13 protein-coding genes are annotated in these 17,303 nt (G+C 65.4%); 5 read left to right on the top strand and 8 right to left on the bottom strand.

Going from position 1 to position 17,303, the window contains the following annotated elements:
• Positions 1-89: 89 nt before the first annotated feature.
• Positions 90-1,655: a winged helix-turn-helix domain-containing tetratricopeptide repeat protein gene (locus Q0030_RS30155; protein ID WP_298375531.1), complete on the top strand. Its 1,566-nt coding sequence runs from the start codon at positions 90-92 to the stop codon at positions 1,653-1,655.
• Between the two features lie 163 nt (positions 1,656-1,818).
• On the opposite strand, the gene Q0030_RS30150 is transcribed toward Q0030_RS30155, so the two are convergent.
• Both Q0030_RS30150 and Q0030_RS30145 read right to left on the bottom strand, forming a co-directional pair.
• Complete coding sequence (locus Q0030_RS30150; protein WP_298375529.1) at positions 1,819-4,362, bottom strand: EAL domain-containing protein; 2,544 nt, start codon at positions 4,360-4,362, stop codon at positions 1,819-1,821.
• A gap of 270 nt (positions 4,363-4,632) precedes the next feature.
• Complete coding sequence (locus tag Q0030_RS30145; RefSeq protein ID WP_298375527.1) at positions 4,633-4,869, bottom strand: DUF1127 domain-containing protein; 237 nt, start codon at positions 4,867-4,869, stop codon at positions 4,633-4,635.
• Positions 4,870-5,050: 181 nt separating this feature from the next.
• Between Q0030_RS30145 and Q0030_RS30140 the strand changes: the two genes are divergently transcribed.
• On the top strand, positions 5,051-6,394 hold the full coding sequence (locus tag Q0030_RS30140; RefSeq protein WP_298375524.1) for a PLP-dependent aminotransferase family protein: 1,344 nt from the start codon (positions 5,051-5,053) through the stop codon (positions 6,392-6,394).
• Positions 6,395-6,504: 110 nt separating this feature from the next.
• Here the strand turns inward: Q0030_RS30140 and Q0030_RS30135 are convergent, their stop codons facing one another.
• From Q0030_RS30135 to Q0030_RS30125, 3 genes are all read right to left on the bottom strand, one after another.
• Positions 6,505-6,861, bottom strand: a complete 357-nt coding sequence (locus Q0030_RS30135; RefSeq protein WP_298375522.1) for a hypothetical protein — start codon at positions 6,859-6,861, stop codon at positions 6,505-6,507.
• A 162-nt stretch (positions 6,862-7,023) separates the two neighbouring features.
• Entirely contained in the window at positions 7,024-7,617 is a 594-nt protein-coding gene (locus tag Q0030_RS30130) for a YdcF family protein (protein ID WP_298375520.1), read from the bottom strand.
• Positions 7,618-7,689: 72 nt separating this feature from the next.
• The gene (locus Q0030_RS30125; protein ID WP_298375517.1) at positions 7,690-8,316 is read right to left on the bottom strand and encodes a hypothetical protein; all 627 of its coding nucleotides are present in this window, start codon (positions 8,314-8,316) and stop codon (positions 7,690-7,692) included.
• Positions 8,317-8,387: 71 nt separating this feature from the next.
• Between Q0030_RS30125 and Q0030_RS30120 the strand changes: the two genes are divergently transcribed.
• Positions 8,388-8,822, top strand: a complete 435-nt coding sequence (locus tag Q0030_RS30120) for a hypothetical protein (protein WP_298375515.1) — start codon at positions 8,388-8,390, stop codon at positions 8,820-8,822.
• Positions 8,823-8,843: 21 nt separating this feature from the next.
• On the opposite strand, the gene Q0030_RS30115 is transcribed toward Q0030_RS30120, so the two are convergent.
• Positions 8,844-11,246, bottom strand: coding sequence for an EAL domain-containing protein (locus tag Q0030_RS30115; protein ID WP_298375512.1), 2,403 nt, complete (start codon positions 11,244-11,246; stop codon positions 8,844-8,846).
• Positions 11,247-11,432: 186 nt separating this feature from the next.
• A complete protein-coding gene (locus tag Q0030_RS30110; protein WP_298375509.1) occupies positions 11,433-12,848 on the bottom strand; it encodes an MFS transporter in 1,416 nt (471 codons plus the stop codon).
• A gap of 616 nt (positions 12,849-13,464) precedes the next feature.
• On the opposite strand from Q0030_RS30110, the gene Q0030_RS30105 reads away from it, so the two are divergent.
• Both Q0030_RS30105 and Q0030_RS30100 read left to right on the top strand, forming a co-directional pair.
• Entirely contained in the window at positions 13,465-14,541 is a 1,077-nt protein-coding gene (locus Q0030_RS30105; RefSeq protein ID WP_298375507.1) for a YbhN family protein, read from the top strand.
• A 115-nt stretch (positions 14,542-14,656) separates the two neighbouring features.
• Positions 14,657-16,615, top strand: coding sequence for a hypothetical protein (locus Q0030_RS30100; RefSeq protein WP_298375504.1), 1,959 nt, complete (start codon positions 14,657-14,659; stop codon positions 16,613-16,615).
• 65 nt (positions 16,616-16,680) lie between these two features.
• On the opposite strand, the gene Q0030_RS30095 is transcribed toward Q0030_RS30100, so the two are convergent.
• Complete coding sequence (locus Q0030_RS30095; protein WP_298375503.1) at positions 16,681-17,256, bottom strand: DUF2147 domain-containing protein; 576 nt, start codon at positions 17,254-17,256, stop codon at positions 16,681-16,683.
• Between the last annotated feature and the right edge of the window lie 47 nt (positions 17,257-17,303).

Genomic DNA, 17,303 nt, shown 5'->3' with positions numbered 1-17,303 from the left:
CATTTTCCTCACCGGCAGCTTATTCTTGCGATGTCCTGCGAGGTCAAAGCCCGGTTGTCGGGGGGCTCGCGTCCAAGGAGATTCGCATCTTGCGCTATCTCTTCGAGGGGTACGCATTCGACACCGACCGGCGCGAGCTGCATCGCGGGGCGGACGTCGTCTCCGTCGCGCCGCAGGTGTTCGATCTGCTCGATTACCTGATCCGCAACAGGGACCGCGTCGTCAGCAAGGACGACCTCATCAATGCCGTCTGGAACGGGCGCAGCGTTTCGGATGCAGCACTGACGACCCGGCTGAATGTCGCCCGAAGCGCAATCGGCGATTCCGGGGAGGAACAGCGCCTGATCAAGACGTTGCCGCGCAGGGGCTTTCGGTTCGTTGGTGCAGTGCACGAAGGGGAAAGGACTTCTGGTGCCGTGCTGGCCCCAGACGGCCACGTGGAATCGTCGAATCCCGCACCCGCCCTTCCCGATAAGCCGTCCATCGCCGTATTGCCATTCGAGAACATGAGCGGCGATCCCGAGCAGGAGTATTTTGCGGATGGGATGGTGGACGAGATCACTACAGCGCTTTCGCGGTTCAAATGGCTGTTCGTGATCGCTCGCAATTCGAGCTTTACGTTCAAAAACAAATCCGTCGATATCAAGGAGGTCGGACGCAGGCTTGGTGTCCGCTATGTCCTTGAGGGGTCCGTGCGCAAGGCGGCCGGGAAAGTTCGCATTACAGGGCAATTGATTGATGCGATTACAGGGGCACACATTTGGGCGGACAGGTTCGAGCGTGACCTGACAGACGTTTTCGCTCTCCAGGACGAAGTGACGGTCGCCGTTGTCTCAGCCATTGAGCCAAAGTTGCTTCAAATAGAAATTGCAGTAGCAATGCGGCGGCGACCGGAGAACCTCACCGCCTATGATTTTTATCTCCGTGCTCTGCCGCAGATTTACCTAGCGACCCGCGAAGGGGAGGCCGAGGCGATCAGGCTGACCCATCGCGCTTTGGAGCTGGACCCTCGTTTCGGCCTAGTCGCGGCTCTGGCAGGTAACTGTCACATGCGAAACGTGCTTTGGGGCTATTCCACTGATCCTCAATTCGACAGAAAGGAAGCAGTTCGGCTTTCTCGCTTGGCATTGAGCCTCGACGATGGGGATCCAAGCACGTTAGCATGGGCTGCCGTAGTCTCAGCGTTCATGGTCGGCGATTGTGAAAGTGCGACCGAAACGGCTGACCGGGCGGCCACGCTTAATCCAAATTCATTTGACGTATGGCACGGTAGAGGCCACGTCTACAGATATTCGGGGCTGTCGGAAGAAGCGGTCCGGAGCTTTGAACGTGCCATTCGCATGAGCCCGGTAGACCCGAGGCTACACATGACGTTTGCCGGGATGGGGTATGCTTTTATCGAGCTTGGTCGCTTTGACGAGGCTATCGCCGCGGGGAAGAAAGCCCTTCGTCTAAAGCCTTCCTTTTCGACAGCTTACCGGTGTCTCGCATCCGCTTTCGCCCATCTCGGACGCGAGGCGGAGGCGCGTGCGGCGGCGGCGCATGTGCTTGAGCTCGATCCCGCCTTTACCATATCTGCGTATATCGCCCGGGGCGGGCCACCAAACGGGAAGCCGGTGACGGAGGGTCTTCGGAAGGCGGGGTTGCCCGAATGAACTGGGCTCGCGGGCATCGACGAGGTGATCGAACATAGACCGGTTTTTGTGCGATGCATGAGTCCGAATCTGGCCCTTCTCGAACCTCCGGCGAGCTCATTGGTCAGCGGCCACCATCGAGGCAAAGCCACGGGCAAAAGAATGCTGCCAAAGCGGTGTTCGCCTAGAGGCGATTCCGTTTTGGCTCAATCCGGCGCGCCTCGCGCTCGATGCTGGCGGCCACCAGCGGCGCCTTGTCGGCGGCGACCGGCGGAGAAAACACGAAGCCCTGCACCAGGTCGCAATCGAGCCCGCCGAGCACGTCCACTTCGGCCGGCAATTCGGCTCCCTCCGCCACCACAGTCATGCCGAGCCCGTGCGACAGCGCGATGATGCCGCCGAGCAGCTTGCGCTTCTCCGGCGCGGTGGAAATGCCGTCCACGAAGGCGCGGTCCACCTTCAGCCAGTGGAACGGCAGGCGCGTCAGATAGCCGAGCGAGGAATAGCCTGAGCCAAAATCGTCGAGCGCCAGCCGAACGCCGAGACCGGAGAGCGCCGTCAGCGTGCGACTGATCCGCTGCTCGGTATGATCCACGAACAGGCTTTCGGTCAGCTCCAGGCAGAGCAGCTTCGCCGGAAAGCCGGTCTCCGCCAGCACCGCCGAGACGGCCGCATCGAAATCCACGTTCCAGATCTGCGCGGGTGAGACGTTGACCGAGACGGAGCGCGGCGGCAACCCGGCATCGAGCCAGGCGCGGCCCTGCCGGCAGGCCTCGCGCAGCACCCACAGGCCGAGATCGACGATGAGCCCGGAGCTTTCGGCGATCGGGATGAACTCCGCCGGCGAGATTGGCCCGCGCTCGGGATGGGTCCAGCGCAGCAGCGCCTCGAAGCTGGTGACGCGGCCGGTCCTCAGGTCCAGCTGCGGCTGGTAATGGGCCTCGAGTGTGCCGGCCTCAACCGCGTGGCGCAGATGCCGGCCGAGATCGAGCCTTTGATCGACCGCCTGGGCATAGACCGGCTCGAACAGTTGCGCGCGGCCGCGCCCGGCCTCCTTGGCCATATAGAGCGCCAGGTCCGCATTGCGCACGGCGGTCTCCGCCGTCGCCCCGTGCTCCGGCAGGCGGGCGATGCCGATGGTGGCGCCGACGAAGGCCTCGCCCTCGGCGAGATCGACGGGGACGGACAGCTTGCCGATGAGCCGATCGGCAAGTCCGGTCAGCGCGGCGTCGGACATGCCGCATCCCTCCGCCAGCACGGCGAATTCGTCGCCACCGAGCCGGGCGATGAAGGCGCGCGGCCCCAGCTCCTGCCGCAGTGCTGCCGCTACCTGGATCAGCAATTTGTCGCCGGCGGCGTGGCCGAGGGAATCGTTGACCTCCTTGAAGCGATCGAGGTCGATGAGCAGCAGCGCGGCGCGTCGGTCTTGCCGGCTGCAGCCCTCGATCAGCACGGCGAGCTGGCGCGTGAACAGCGCGCGATTGGCGAGCCCGGTCAAGGGGTCGGTGTAGGCGAGCTGCTCGAGTTGGCGCTCAGCCTCCTTGCGCTCGGTGACGTCCTGCACGGTACCGATGATGCCGATGACCTTGTCATGGGCAACCTCCGCCTTGCAGATGACAGCCAGATCGCGGGCCGCGCCGTCCGCGTGCAAGATGCGCAGGTCGGTGGCCTCGGTCCTTCGGGTGCGGACGACCCTCCGCTGCAGGTCCTTGAAGCGGTCGGCGTCGCCGTCCAGGAAATAGGGCCTCATGCTCTCATCGGTCGGCTCGAACGCGTCGGGGTCGAAGCCGAGAAGCTGGTAGAGTTCGGGCGCCCAGATCGTACGGCCGGTGTCCAGGCGGTAGCTCCAGGTGCCGATCTTGCCGAGCCGGTGAGCTTCCTCCAGCGCCCGCGTGCGCTGGTCGAGCAAAGCCTTGGCCGCCCTGAGCTGGGTGATGTCGCTGGACGTGCCGCGATAGCCGAGAAAGGTGCCATCATCGGCGAAGATGGGCTTGCCGCTGGTGCAGATACTGACGCGCGACCCGTCCTGGCCGATCAGCGTATAGGTGAAGTCGCGAAAAGGGCGATGGGCCTCCATGTCGGCCCGGTGCCGCGCCATGGCCTCCCCGTCCTCGGGCGCATAGGCCAGTTCCCAGCGCGCCTTGCCGCCGGAGGCCACCGTCTGGAAAGCCGCATTGCCGGCAAGCGATTTGGGATAGGGCAGCAGCCGGTGGGCAGCGTCGCTCTCCCAGCACCAGTCCGAGGCGGTCGAGACAAAATCGGCCAGCCGTTGCTCGCTCTCTGTCAGGCGCCGCAGCGCGGAGGTCTCCTCCGTGACGTCGCGGACAATGCCGGACACGCGTCGGACCTGACCGCGCGCGTCGAATTCCGGCTCGCCATGCACCACGCAGTCGAGCAGGCTGCCATCGGGACTGCGGAGCCTCGTCCGCACCGCATAGGGCTGTCCCTCCACCCAGCAGGCCGCATAATGCGCCTCCAGGACCTTCCGGCTTTCAGGCAAATAGCGCTCGCGCACCGTCGCGATGGGGACGAAGCCGTCGACCGTTTCGAATTCGTAGAAGGCAGCAAGCTCGGGCGATATCCAGAAATCGGTCGCGGCGGCGCTCTGCGACTCCCAGTAGCCCATGCGGGCCAGCCTGATGGCGCACCGCAGCGACCGCTCCTCATGCCAGCGGCGACGCGCTTCCCGGGTCGGGGCCTGCCCTTGCGACAATTTGCGAGCGGCCATCGGTCCCCAACTACAACGCTAGCATACGCAACTAATACGCTAGCATAGAGCGCCACAACCTTGGAGCGACGGCGGCGACAACCCGGGGTTCTTCGGCATCTTTGGTGTAGTTTCGGTGAATTCTGCAACCGGCACTTAGTGTCCGGACGTGACCTGAACAGTTCTTCGCCACGCTCAAACGCTGGTTGCTCAAAGCCGCACCACGAACCGTCACGGCCGCCTGCGATGCGATGGCTCCGATCACGCGAAGCCGCCGCACCACGCTTCTGCTCAACGGATCCGCACCAGCTCCATATCGAGATCGCCGGCGACGGCGGGCTCGATCTGGCAGCGCGAGAGCCCGATATCGCGCAGCGTCCGGTCATCGAGCTGGCGCAGCGTCTTGATCGCCTCCCGGCGCACCCAATAGGTCGCGAGTGCATCGCCCCACTCTCGGAGCAATCGGAGCAATCCGCCCGTCATACTGGACCGCGCGGGCGATGCGGCAGCTGAGGATATGGTCGTCATTGTCATCTCCTTCGATGCCCACGCGACAAAGCTATGCCGTTGACACAAATGCCGTCTCAGCACCTGCGCCGTCGAAACCTCGGATCGCTTGCGCGCTCTTCGGTGCAATCATGGGCTTGTTCCCTCTTAAATGATCCGGTACATTACTCGGAGCAAGTAAAACATTGCTCTCGGTGCAATAATGTCGAGGTTCGAATATCTGAAGCTGGCGGATGCGGTGGCCGCCGAGATCGCCAGCGGCGCGCTGAAGGCGGGCGACCGTCTGCCGCCGCAACGCCATTTCGCCTATGACCGCAACATCGCGGTCTCGACTGCGAGCCGGGTCTACACCGAGCTGTTGCGGCGCGGCTTGGTGGTCGGTGAAGTCGGCCGCGGCACCTTCGTATCCGGCGAGGCGCGCCGCGGCATCGCCGCTCCGACCGAGCCGCGCGGCGCCCGCATCGATCTCGAATTCAACTATCCGCTGCTGCCGCATCAGGCGACGATGATCGCCAAGAGCCTCGAAGGGCTGGAGCGACCCGAGGTGCTCGAGGGCGCGCTGCGGCCGGCGACCAGTTTCGGCACGCGGGCGGCGCGCACGATCTCTGCGGAATTCCTGACACGCAAGAGCTGGGCGCCGAATCCCGACCAGATCGTGTTCACCGCCAATGGCCGGCAATGCATCGCCTCCGCGCTCGCCGCCGTCGTGCCGCCGGGCGGGCGCTGCGGCGTCGAGGCGCTGACCTATCCGTTCGTGAAGGGTATTGCCGCACGGCTTGGCATCGCGCTGGTGCCGCTTGCGATGGACGAGCACGGCGTGCGCCCCGACGCGGTGCAGAAGGCGCATCGCGAGGCGCATCTGTCCGCGATCTATATCCAGCCCACGATCCAGAACCCGCTCAGCATCACGATGCCGGCCGAGCGCCGCGCCGAGCTGTTGCGCGTGGTGGAGAAGCTCGGCCTCGTCGTCATCGAGGATGGCGTCTACGGATTCCTCGACGATGAGATGCCGCTGGCCGCGCTCGCGCCGGACAGCTGCATCGTGCTCGACAGCCTGTCGAAGAAGGTCGCGCCCGGTCTCGCGCTTGGCTTCATCGTGCCGCCGCCGCGGCTGCGCGAAAGCATCATGGCCGCGGTGCGCTCGGGCGGCTGGACCGCGTCGGGCTACGCCTTCGCCGCGGGGCAGCGCCTGATGGCGGACGGCACAGCGGCCGAACTGTCACGGCTGAAGCGGATCGACGCCGGCCGCCGCCAGCAGATCGCAGCCAAGCATCTGGCCGATTTCGAGATCCAGACCAATCCGAAATCCTATCATCTGTGGCTGACCTTGCCGCCGCACTGGCGCTCGCAGACCCTGGTCGCGGCCGCGGCGCGACGCGACATCGCGCTGACGCCGTCGACGACTTTCGCCGCCACGCCGGGACACGCGCCCAATGCGGTGCGGCTCGCGCTAGCCGCGCCGCCGATGGAGCAGCTCGACCTCGGCCTGCGGACCTTGGCCGGAATGCTGAGCGCGACCGAAGAGGATTTTGACTCGACGGAATGACGTCGCACGCTCACTCCGAAGCGGCGCAGCAGTCCAGAATTGGATACAGATGTCACTCACGATCGCGGCACTCGCCGCGGCCTATTCTCGGTGATCCGAGCGCGAGAGCATCAAAAGCCACAGGCAGCATACGTCTTTCTCGCGAGACGAAAATGCGCGCCGTCGGCTACGAAGTCGACGTCCAGGCATTGGTTGCCTCTGCGATATTCCCCGATCACGCCGCACTGCAGATATTCGAGGTTGATCCGCCAGCGCTTTTCTTGCGGTGAGTAGGTCGCAAAGTCGTGCTGCGCGACAGGCGTTCCCCTGCAAATTCCGGCAACGTATTGCCGCACATCGGGCGGCAAGTTGTCGACGTGGTTGTGATCAAGCGGATCATGTTTGTTGCCTACGCTGCCCTTGGAAAGCGCCGGTGGGATGCTCAGGAGCACGAGGCATAGAGCCAAAAAAGGAGCCCGGATTGTCATCTGACCCTCCAGCCAAAAGCAAATCAGTTGCTGAGTTTACAGCGTGTTGCTTACAGCCCACTTACAGCCCGACCGCGAGAGCGGCCGCCGCAGTTGCCTTGTCCAACTCAATCCTCAGCTCGGCCGGCTCGTCCGTATCCCCGTGCCATCGCGGACTTGCCTTCAGGCAACCGGCCACTCCGCAATAAATCCCCTCGCCTTGTACGGCTCGATCTTGTCCCATTCGGACAGAACGCGGCGGCGAAACTCGGGGACGGTGTGCCAGTGCGCACGCGGCACTGCAAAATGATCCACCGTCACCAGCATCTTCTCGACCTCCGGCCAGTGCCGGTGCAGCGTCATCGGATAGCGCCGCGCGGTCCAGCTGTTGCCGAGGCAGATCACGCTCCTGATATTGGCGAGCCCCAGCGCCGCGTCGATCACCGGCAGCGAGAAGATCACGTTCTCGCCGGTGTTCCGCGCGCGATGCTCCTCGAGGATCCGCTCGGCCGGCACGCCGCCCGCGACCATCGCGGCCTTGATGACCTCGCATTCCGAGCGGTCATCGCCCGGCGTGACGCCGCCGCTCACGATCGACCAGCGCGCAAAGCCGTCGCGCCAGAGCCGGACCGCCATGTCGACCCGCCCGGCGACATCTCCGCGCGTGCCGAACACGAACAGCAGATCGGCGGGCTTGAGCGGCGTCTCGATCGGGTGCCGGGCATTGATCGCGGCGATCTCGTCAAGTGACGGCATCCGCAAACTTCGATCGTCCATGCCCCTGCTCGCTCCGCCCGCGACACCGCGCGCTGACGATGCCGCGCACGGACGCCCGCACGAAGTCACATTTCATTGCGCTTGATTGCGAACCGGCTTCGGCAACAGCGCATCGGGCAATTGATCGAAGCCGTAGCGCCGCGGGCGGTTGCGGGTGACGAAGCCGCCGACCTGCCAGGTGAACAGCGCGGCAAAGCCGACCAGGAACAGCGCGCCCATCCAGTTCGCAGCCAGCAGCGCCATCACCAGCAATCCGGTCATGGCAACCGCAAGGCACGCCAGCAGCGCCAGCGCGGCGGTGTATGTCTTCGGCCCGAGGCCTCCGACCAGCCTGGCTGTGCTGCCCGCCGCCTGCATCCGGCGATGCAGCTCGACGATGAAATCGCGGTAGAGATGTCCTTGCGGCGCGACCAGCGTCGCGGTCTGCCAGGTGGTCGACAGGATCGCGATCCGCCCGCCTTTGGCGTTGTCGATGTCGGCGCGAAACCGCTGCTGCTGCATCGAGACCGGACGGTAGGACAGTTTGACAACGGAGATGTCGGCGTAATCCCACACGCCCGACCTGCCGGCGATCCGCCACGACAACCCCGCCCCGGTCAGCTCGAACTGGTGCGCCGAGCCGACCAATGAGGCCTTGTAGGCATAGCGCACCGGCGCCCCCTCGCCTGCGTCCGGCCGGTCCTGCAACGTTGTTGGCAATCCGCCGTTCCACCTGTTCAGACACATCCGCGCGCTTGCATGGGATGTCGCGCCTATCCTACAAGCGAGCCATGCCCGAGACGACCTATTTTCCGCGTTACCTCATCCTCGGCGGCGCGATGATATCCGGCGTGCTGCTGGCGCTTGCCGTGCACATGCTCGGCGCGCGGTACGGGCTCGATCTCGGCGGCCTGTGGCGCTCCGATACGCACGAGTTCATGCCGGCAGGCGCGGCGATCGCCTGGTGGCTGATCGCGAGCGTCGGGTTTTCGGGCGGCTACTTCACCGCCAATCTGATGCACAGCGCGGTGGCCGGCCAGATCCCGCAGCGGATGCGGCAGTTCCTGATCGTCGTCGGCGTGCTGATGCTGGCCGGCGCCGGCCAGGCTGCGGCGGCGCCGAGCACGGTTTCGACCATTTCCGCCGTGCTCGCCGGTCTTGCCGCCCTGTGCCTCGGCGCCGCAATGGCGTTTTGTGGTGCCTATTTTGCCCTGCGCAAGAGCTAGAGCTCCCGGCCTTCTTCCAGATCAGGCGACCGATCGTTCCGGTACCCAGCGCAACATCTTGGCGACGTCAGCCGCCGGCCGCGGCGGGCTGAACAGATAGCCCTGCGCCTGCGTGCAGCCTTCCTGACGCAGCAGGTCGAACTGGGTATCGGTCTCGACCCCCTCGGCGGTGGTGACGATGCCGAGGCTCTTGCCGAGACCGGTGACGGCGCGCACGATCGCCATCGAGTCCTCGCGCGTCGCAAGGTCCGTCACGAAGGAACGGTCGATCTTGATCTTGTCGAACGGGAAGCTGCGCAGATAGCTCAGCGAGGAATAGCCGGTGCCGAAATCGTCCAGCGAGATCCGGACGCCGAAACCGCGCAGCTCGTGCAGCACCGCGAGCGTCGCCTCGCTGTTCTGCAGCAGCACCGATTCGGTGATCTCGAGCTCGAGCCGATCCGGCGACAGGCCAGATGCTTCCAGCGCCGCCTTCACCGACGACACCAGATTTGGGTTCTTGAACTGCACCGGAGACAGGTTGACGGCGACCGCGATGTCCGCGGGCCATCTCACGGCCTCCGCGCAGGCCTTGCGCAGCACGATCTCGCCCAGCGGAACGATCAGCCCGGTTTCTTCGGCGACCGGAATGAAATTGTTCGGTGCGATCAGCCCGCGCAGCGAATGATTCCAGCGTACCAGCGCCTCGAAGGCGACGACCCGATCGCCCACGACATCGCGGATCGGTTGATAATAGACCTCGAACTCGTCGCGCTGGAGCGCGAGCCGGAGGTCACGCTCCAGCAGGCGGCGCGCCTGCGCACGCGCATCCATCCCGGTCTCGAAGAACCGATAGGTGCCGCGGCCGTCGGCCTTGGCGCGGTAAAGCGCCAGATCCGCCTTTTGCAGCAGCTCGTCGGGATCCTTGCCGTCCTCGGGCGCAAGCGAGATGCCGATGCTGACACCGATCACGAGCTGATGGCCCCCGATCTCATAGGGCGCGGCGATCCGCTCGACCACCGCACTTGCCAGCGACGACACCACGGACGGCTCGCAGTTGCTGCAGAACTGCACGATGGCGAATTCGTCGCCGCCGAGCCGCGCCACGGTGTCGTGCTCGGTCACGCATTCGCCCAACCGGCGCGCAACCTCGCGCAGCAGCGCGTCGCCGATCGGATGTCCGAGGGTGTCGTTGATCTCCTTGAAATGATCGAGATCGAGGCAGAGCACCGCCAGCTGGTCGGAGCGCTTGGCCAGTCTCGAAGCCTTCTCGAGCTGCTCACGGAACAGCGTCCGGTTCGGCAGATTGGTCAGCGCGTCATGCCGCGCCATGTGTGAGATCTGTTCCTGGGCCTGCTGCCATTCGGTGATGTCCTCGAAAGTCGCGACCCAGCCGCCACCCTTCATCGGCTGATCGACGACACGAATCGCGCGCTCGTTGCGGCTGACGATCCGCGTCGCGCTGTGGCCGGCCTTTGCCTCGGCGACGAGCGCGTTGCAGAATTCCTCGGGATCGCCGTCCCACTCGCCGATGGAATGCAGGTCCTGCAGGACGTCGATCAAGAGGCGTCCCTGCAGCGGCACGCGATTGCGCCCCATGATCTCGCTGTAGCGCTCGTTGAACAGCATGATGCGGCCATCGACATCGAACATGCACAGTCCCTGCGACATGTTCTCGAGCGCGGTATCCAGCACCATCTTCTGCTTGTGAAGCTCGGTCTTGGCGCGACGATCGAGGATGGAGGCGATCAGCGAGAGACCGAGGATCGCAAAGGCAGCCACCGCGGTCATGAACGACAGCACGCGCGGCGAGACCGAAAGTCCGTCGGGAACGATCGTCGGATCCGGGACCAGCGTCACCGCACCCATCCCGGTGAAATGATGCGAGACGATCGCGACCGTCAGAAGACCAGTCGCAGCCGCCGTGGTGCCAAGGCGTTCGCCGCGCGTGGCAACGACCAGCGCGACCGCGCCAAACAGGCTTCCGAATACGATCGATGCGGCGACGATGCCGGGCGACCAGACGATGCGCGCCGGCAGTTCCAGCCCCAGCATGCCGGTGTAATGCATCGCCGCGACACCGACGCCGACAATCGCGCCACCGGCCGCGACCGTCCACCAGCGTTCGTTGAGCGTTGCGACCGCCAGGCCGACGGCCAGGATCGCAACCGCGAGCACCAGCGACAGCAGCGTGATCGGAATGTTGTATCCGGCCTCGATGCCGGGATCGTACGCCAGCATGGCGACGAAATGGGTGGCCCAGATGCCGCAACCGCCGACCGCCGCATCGAGACCGATCCAGATCTCGCGGGCCCGGCCCTCTGCCGCGCGGGCGCGGTGAAACAGGCTGATCGCGACGGCGCTGGCGAGCAGGCAGATCACCCCACCGAGGACGACCAACCGCCAGTCATGTTCCAGGGTGAGACAGGTCAAAACGCGATACATTATAGGCCCCATTTATGGACCCATAAAAACAGGCGCATTCGTGTACGAACGGTAACCGCACCGCAACAAGGCTCCACGCATGGTGAAAAAGGCTTGAATCCGGGCCGAAATCATCTCGAAGGGCAGGATGCTTATGTGACCTGCTCACGCAGGAATCTGTGCAATTTCGCGTTCGCGTCAGTTCTCTTACCGGGCTTGTGATGATGCGCCGATCCAGATCAGCGCGGCGGCGGCAAGCAGCACGGCGGCGGAGATCACCAAGGCGGCATGCAGGCCCGCGATGAAAGCCGTGGAGCGGCTAACCATCGAGCCGAACAGCGCGACACCGAGCACGCTGCCAGTCTGCCGGGTCGCATTCAGCACCCCGGCCGCGATCCCGGCATGCTGCGGCTCGGCACTGCCGAGCAGCGCCGATGTCAGGGGCGGCACCAGCAGGCCGAGGCCGCCGCTGATCGCCAGCAGTTGCAGGCAGATCGCAAGATAGGTCGTGCCGGGACCGATGAACAGCATCGCCAGGCACCCGGCGGCCGAGATCGCCGCGCCGAGCGCGATCGTCCGCGGCGCGCCGATCCGCTCGGCGACGTGCGGCGCGATCAGGTTGGCGGGCAGCACGGCACCGAGCATCGGCACGAACGCGAGGCCGGTTGCGAACGCCGACAGGCCGTTGACTTGCTGGAAGTAGAGGCTGAGCACGAAGATCAGCCCGTAGAACGCAACGTTCACCAGCAGGCCGACCAGCGAGGTCAGAGCAAACATCCTGTGGCTGAACAGCGAGAGCGGCAGCATCGGCTGCGCGGCGCGCGCCTCATGCCAGACGAACAGCACGGAGAAGACCGCCGCCAGAGCGAAGCCTGCGACCACGAACGGGCTACCCCAGCCGAGCGCGCCGCCCTCGATGAGCGCGCCGGCCAGCGTGCCGAGCGTGGCGATCGCCGCAATCTGTCCCGGCAGATCGAGCCGGTGCTGGTGATGGCGCGTGGTTTCGCCGGCAAAGCGCCAGGCGAGCCACAGCCCGGCCAGCCCGATCGGCAGATTGACCAGGAAGATCGCGCGCCAGCCGACCAGCGTGATCAGCCCGCCGCCGACGAACGGGCCCGCGGTCAGCGCAAGGCTCGCGCCTGCGGCCCAGACGCCGACCGCGCGTCCCCGCGCCTTCTCGTCTGCATAGGCGTGGCGGAGCAGCGCGAGCGAGTTCGGCACCAGGATGGCCGCAGCCAGCCCCTGCACGCAGCGCGCGGCGATCAGCGTCACGGCATCCGGCGCGACGGCGCACGCAACCGACGCCGCGGTGAAGATGGCGAAGCCAGCCATGAAAATGCGCTTGGCGCCGATCCGGTCGCCGAGCGCGCCCGCGGTCAGGATGAAGGCGGCAAACGCGATGGTGTAGGCGCTGACCACCCATTGCAGTTCGGCAACGCCGCCGCCGAGCGAGCCGCCCATGGGGTTGAGCGCCGTGTTGACGATGGTGACGTCGAGCTGCACGACGCCGTAACCGAGACTCATCGCCGCGAGCGTCAACGTCGCCGCAAGCCCGGTCGACTGCTGATGCGACGCCGCGCGCTGGTCCGGCACGCGCCGGAGGTGCAGGGATGTCTGTTGCATGGTCTTGACCTCGCTCTGCGCAACCAATCCGAGAGATAGGTCTTCGTTTCTCAATGATACTTCGCTACGGATCGAAGTGTGGTATCGTCATGGCGGCCGGGCCATGTGGTCGCGGCGATGTTGCGCGGCGTTTTGCCTCAATAGACCTACGGACGGCCCCCCGGGCGCCTCATTCCGGCCCGAACAGCGGTCCACAGCTGGATCACGCAGATGCGCACATCGACTTCACGCTTTGGTAAACGCCGCAGCCGGCCCGGACCTCCCCCACGCTGATGCATATCGTCTATTCGCTCCGCTCCGACGGCCCCGCAGTGGTGCTGCGACGGCGGCAAAATCGGCAAAAATACCGACGAAATCGCCAGGAATGGCTGAAGGACGGCGGAACATGCAGTGGTCCCGTCGCGGACGACGACATAGCTGCGACTCACATTCCGCAGAGCGAGAACATATGTAGCCAGTATGACAACAACGCTGGACGGGAGCCGAAGGTTGGCTTGTCAAGGGCTGCACAACGCATCGGTTTTGCCTTATGGGTCATCGCGTACGGTGCGATTGCCCGTCACCCGTCGCCGTCCGTGACCGGGTCCCACTGAAATTGTCCCTGCCGGGAGGATGAATGCTTCGGCTGCTGACCACGCTTGGGCGTGGCTTCAAGGAAAAGATCGGCTGGAAACGGCTCGGGATCGCTGCGAGCGTGCTCATCATCGTGTTCGCGGTCACGACGCTGGTCCACACCCTGAAGGGCGTCGACACCGGTATCATCCTCACCGCGCTGACCGACATCGCGCCGCACCGGATCGCGCTGGCGGCGCTCTGCGTGGTCGGAGCGTTCTGCACGCTGACCTTCTATGACTTCTTCGCGCTGCGCACGATCGGCAAGACGCACGTCCCCTACCGCATCGCAGCGCTGTCGAGCTTCACCAGCTACACGATCGGCCACAATATCGGCGCCACCGTCTTTACCGGCGGCGCGATCCGCTTCCGGATCTATTCCGACTACGGCCTCTCCGCGATCGACGTCGCCAAGATCTGCTTTCTCTCCGGCCTGACCTTCTGGCTCGGCAATCTGTTCGTGCTCGGCTTCGGCATGGCCTGGCACCCCGCGGCGGCATCGGCGATGGACCTGCTGCCGCCGGCGATGAACCGGCTGATCGCGCTCGGCTGCCTCGCCGGCATCGGCTCCTATTTCGTCTGGCTCCTGACCGGCGAGAAGCGCCGCGAGCTCGGCCAGAACGGCTGGAAGGTGGTGCTGCCCTCGGCCAAGCTGACGCTGCTGCAGATTATCATCGGCGTGGTCGATCTCGGCTTCTGCGCGCTCGCGATGTATCTGCTGATGCCGACCGAGCCGCATATCGACTTCGTCTCGCTGGCGGTGGTGTTCATCCTGGCGACGCTGCTCGGCTTCGCGAGCCACGCCCCCGGCTCGATCGGCGTGTTCGACGCTGCGATGCTGGTGGCGCTGCCGGAGTTCAGCAAGGAGCAATTGCTGGCGACGCTGGTCGTGTTCCGTATCCTCTACTTCCTGATCCCGTTCGGGATCTCGATCTCGATCATGGGCATGCGGGAGCTGTGGCTCAACGTGGTGCGGCCCTGGCAAGAACGAAAAAGACTCAGCCAAGCCTGCACGGCTTCGGCGACCGTGCGGCAACCGATCGAAAGCCGGCAGCAGCAGATCAGGCGGCTGAGACGGTAACAGCGAACGTTATCGGCCCCAAGGTCCCCTGCTGCCCCGGTATTTCGATCCCGGATTGTTGGTCTCTGCAGCCGCTTCTCTTATTTTCGCCGTACCACTCGCGTCAAACCGCGCCATGATTGGCTTTCTGGTTCGATTTCCGTTTCGTGTCACGGTCTGCAGCGTGCTGCTCGGCAGCGCGCTCGCGGCGGTATTGGCTTCAGCCGCGGACGCGCAGGATACCCAGCTCTCGATCTCATGGGAGGTCCGCAACCGCTTCCGCCTGTTCCGCGAGGAACGCGACTTCCGCCTGCATGTCGAAAGCGGGCTCGGCCGCAGCGTGCTGGCCTCGGAGCAGGCGCTGGAACTGCAGAGCGACGGCCGCGGCTGGGCGCGCAACACGGTCAACCGGCTCTGCATCGACCTGCAGGGCCGCGTCAGCGAGCCCTGCACCCGCGACAACGTCAAGGAAAGCTATCTGACGCCGATCGATCACCCGATCGTGGTGCGGCTCACGGGTCCGGTTCCGGTCGGCGCGACCTGCGCCTGGTCGTTCGACGACGGCGATGGGCCGCAATCCTCGACATTCGATTGCGCCGAGCCGGTCAATCTGCGCGTCCGCTTCGGCCGCACCACGGTCGCGACCGTCGACGTCGCCAGCGGCTCGGACGCCAACCAGCGCGTGACGACCCAGATCGCGGTGCGCGATCTGCTGATCGCCGGCCTCGGCGACAGCATCGCATCCGGCGAAGGCAATCCCGATCGCGCGATCGCACTCTCCGACGAGGGGTTCTGCTTCCGCTCCTATCTCGGCGGGGCACAATACTACCGGCCGAGCCGCGCCGGCTTCAAAGGCGGCCGCGCCTGCGAAGCACCCGACACCCTGACCAACTGGCAGCGCCAGAGCGCGCTGTGGCTCAACTCGGCCTGTCACCGTTCGCTGTACAGCTACCAGACCCGCACCGCGCTTGCGCTCGCCGTGCAATATCCCCACGTCGCGGTGACCTATCTGCCGCTGGCCTGCACCGGCGCCACCATCGCCGACGGCCTGCTCGGCTCGCAGCAGGCGCGGGAATGTCTGCCGACGAAAACCGCCAACACCTGCGCGGGCACCGTCAACGGCCAGATCGCGGAGCTGCGCACGGCACTCGCAGCCGCCAAGCGCCGGCAGCCGGACCGCACGCTCGATCTCGTGCTGCTGTCGGTCGGCGCCAACGACATCTACTTCTCCGGCCTCGTCGCCAACGTAATCGTCGACACGCCGACCGAACGTACGCTGTTCAGCCAGGGCGGCTCGATGGCCAGCGTCGACGATGCCCGTTCGGCATTGGCGCGCGATCTGCCGGCCGATTTCGCCAAGCTGCGCGACGCGCTGAAGCCTTTGGTCGGCGGCGACCTCTCGCACGTGGTCTACACGGCCTACGCCAATCCGGCCCTGGCCAATGGCGGCGCGCCCTGCCCCGGCGGCCGCGCCGGCTTCGAGATCCATCCCTCGTTCAACGCCGATCCCAAGCGGCTCGCGGCGGTCTCGGGGTTCGTGCAGAACGAGTTCCTGCCGCAGCTCAAGGCGATCGCGCAGTGCCAGTCCGGCATCATCTGCCGCAATCCGCAGGCCGACCGCATGACCTTCGTCGATGCGCATCAGGATGCGTTTGCAAGCCACGGCTTCTGCGCACGCGCGTCGACCGATCCGGAGTTCGACCGCGACTGCTTCGCCGCCAACGGCGACAGCTTCGTCTCCGACATCGTCGCCGCGGCCAGCCAGCCGCTCAAATGCGGCCGCAGCGCCGGCGAATACCGCGCCTATCTGCCGCGCGCGCGCTGGATCCGCGACGCCAATGACAGCTATTTCGCGGCGATGACCTACCCCCAGGGCCTGCCGTCCTCGATGCAGCCGACCGACATCCACGATGCGACTTGGGGCATCCTGTCGGCGGTGTATGGCGGCGCGGTGCATCCGAGCGCCGAAGGTCATGCTGCAATGGCCGATGCTGCGGTCCCCGCAGCCGCCGCCGTGCTGCGATTGAACACCACGGTGCCTGAGGTGATCTCCGAGCCGGTCGCGCCATTGGCGACGGCACCGGAGCAACGCTGAACGCCGCACGCTCGCGTGCAGCCGCGAGCGAACCTGAACCTGATCCCGATCGGAGTGAGAGAGTCCTAGTGCCGCTTCGTCGCGGGCAAAGGCGCCGGCGGAGGCGGCGGCTTCATCGCTGCGGCTTGCGCCGGCAGATATTTGGCGACGATTGTAGGATCGAGCTGCGCGAGCGCCGTATCCGGCAGCCGGGTCCAGACCTCGTCCTTGCCGAACAGCGAGATGCCGAGATAGCCGCGCATGGTCAGCGTCTGTCCATCGGCGCTCAGCGTCATCTTCGCCTTGTAGACCTTGCCGTTGCGTGGATCGAGCACGTTGCCGCCTTCATAGGCGAGCCCGTTGCGCTTCATGTCGCGGATGAGGGGAATGCCAAGCCACGGCATGTCCTTGCGATCGTCGGTGCATTTGGAGCAGACCGGATTGGGCGCATCGCCGGGCGCTGAGAACATCTTTGCGATCATGCCTTCGAACAGGCCGTTGCGCTCGATCACCAGGAACCAGCCCTCGGTCTTGCCGTCCTCGATCTTCTGCCAGAGACCGGCCGCCGATAGCTCGGCCGCCGAAGCCGCAAGCGGAGCAGCCAGCGCAAAGGCCGTGGCGATCGCCAGGATCAGCCGAAGTCTGGATAGCGTGTTCCGCATCATCATCACCTGATCAATCGACAAACTCGATTACGAGCAGACTACGG

The organism is uncultured Bradyrhizobium sp. (genome assembly GCF_947648125.1).
GTDB lineage: Bacteria > Pseudomonadota > Alphaproteobacteria > Rhizobiales > Xanthobacteraceae > Bradyrhizobium.
This window is presented reverse-complemented; position numbering and strand designations above follow the sequence as displayed.

Coding starts and splice junctions, on each gene's coding strand:
- Q0030_RS30100 (WP_298375504.1), top strand. CDS start 14,657: ATGATTGGCTTTCTGGTTCGATTTCCGTTTCGTGTCACGGTCTGCAGC.
- Q0030_RS30135 (WP_298375522.1), bottom strand. CDS start 6,861: ATGACAATCCGGGCTCCTTTTTTGGCTCTATGCCTCGTGCTCCTGAGC.
- Q0030_RS30140 (WP_298375524.1), top strand. CDS start 5,051: ATGTCGAGGTTCGAATATCTGAAGCTGGCGGATGCGGTGGCCGCCGAG.
- Q0030_RS30150 (WP_298375529.1), bottom strand. CDS start 4,362: ATGGCCGCTCGCAAATTGTCGCAAGGGCAGGCCCCGACCCGGGAAGCG.
- Q0030_RS30130 (WP_298375520.1), bottom strand. CDS start 7,617: ATGGACGATCGAAGTTTGCGGATGCCGTCACTTGACGAGATCGCCGCG.
- Q0030_RS30145 (WP_298375527.1), bottom strand. CDS start 4,869: ATGACGACCATATCCTCAGCTGCCGCATCGCCCGCGCGGTCCAGTATG.
- Q0030_RS30105 (WP_298375507.1), top strand. CDS start 13,465: ATGCTTCGGCTGCTGACCACGCTTGGGCGTGGCTTCAAGGAAAAGATC.
- Q0030_RS30120 (WP_298375515.1), top strand. CDS start 8,388: ATGCCCGAGACGACCTATTTTCCGCGTTACCTCATCCTCGGCGGCGCG.
- Q0030_RS30110 (WP_298375509.1), bottom strand. CDS start 12,848: ATGCAACAGACATCCCTGCACCTCCGGCGCGTGCCGGACCAGCGCGCG.
- Q0030_RS30115 (WP_298375512.1), bottom strand. CDS start 11,246: ATGTATCGCGTTTTGACCTGTCTCACCCTGGAACATGACTGGCGGTTG.
- Q0030_RS30095 (WP_298375503.1), bottom strand. CDS start 17,256: ATGCGGAACACGCTATCCAGACTTCGGCTGATCCTGGCGATCGCCACG.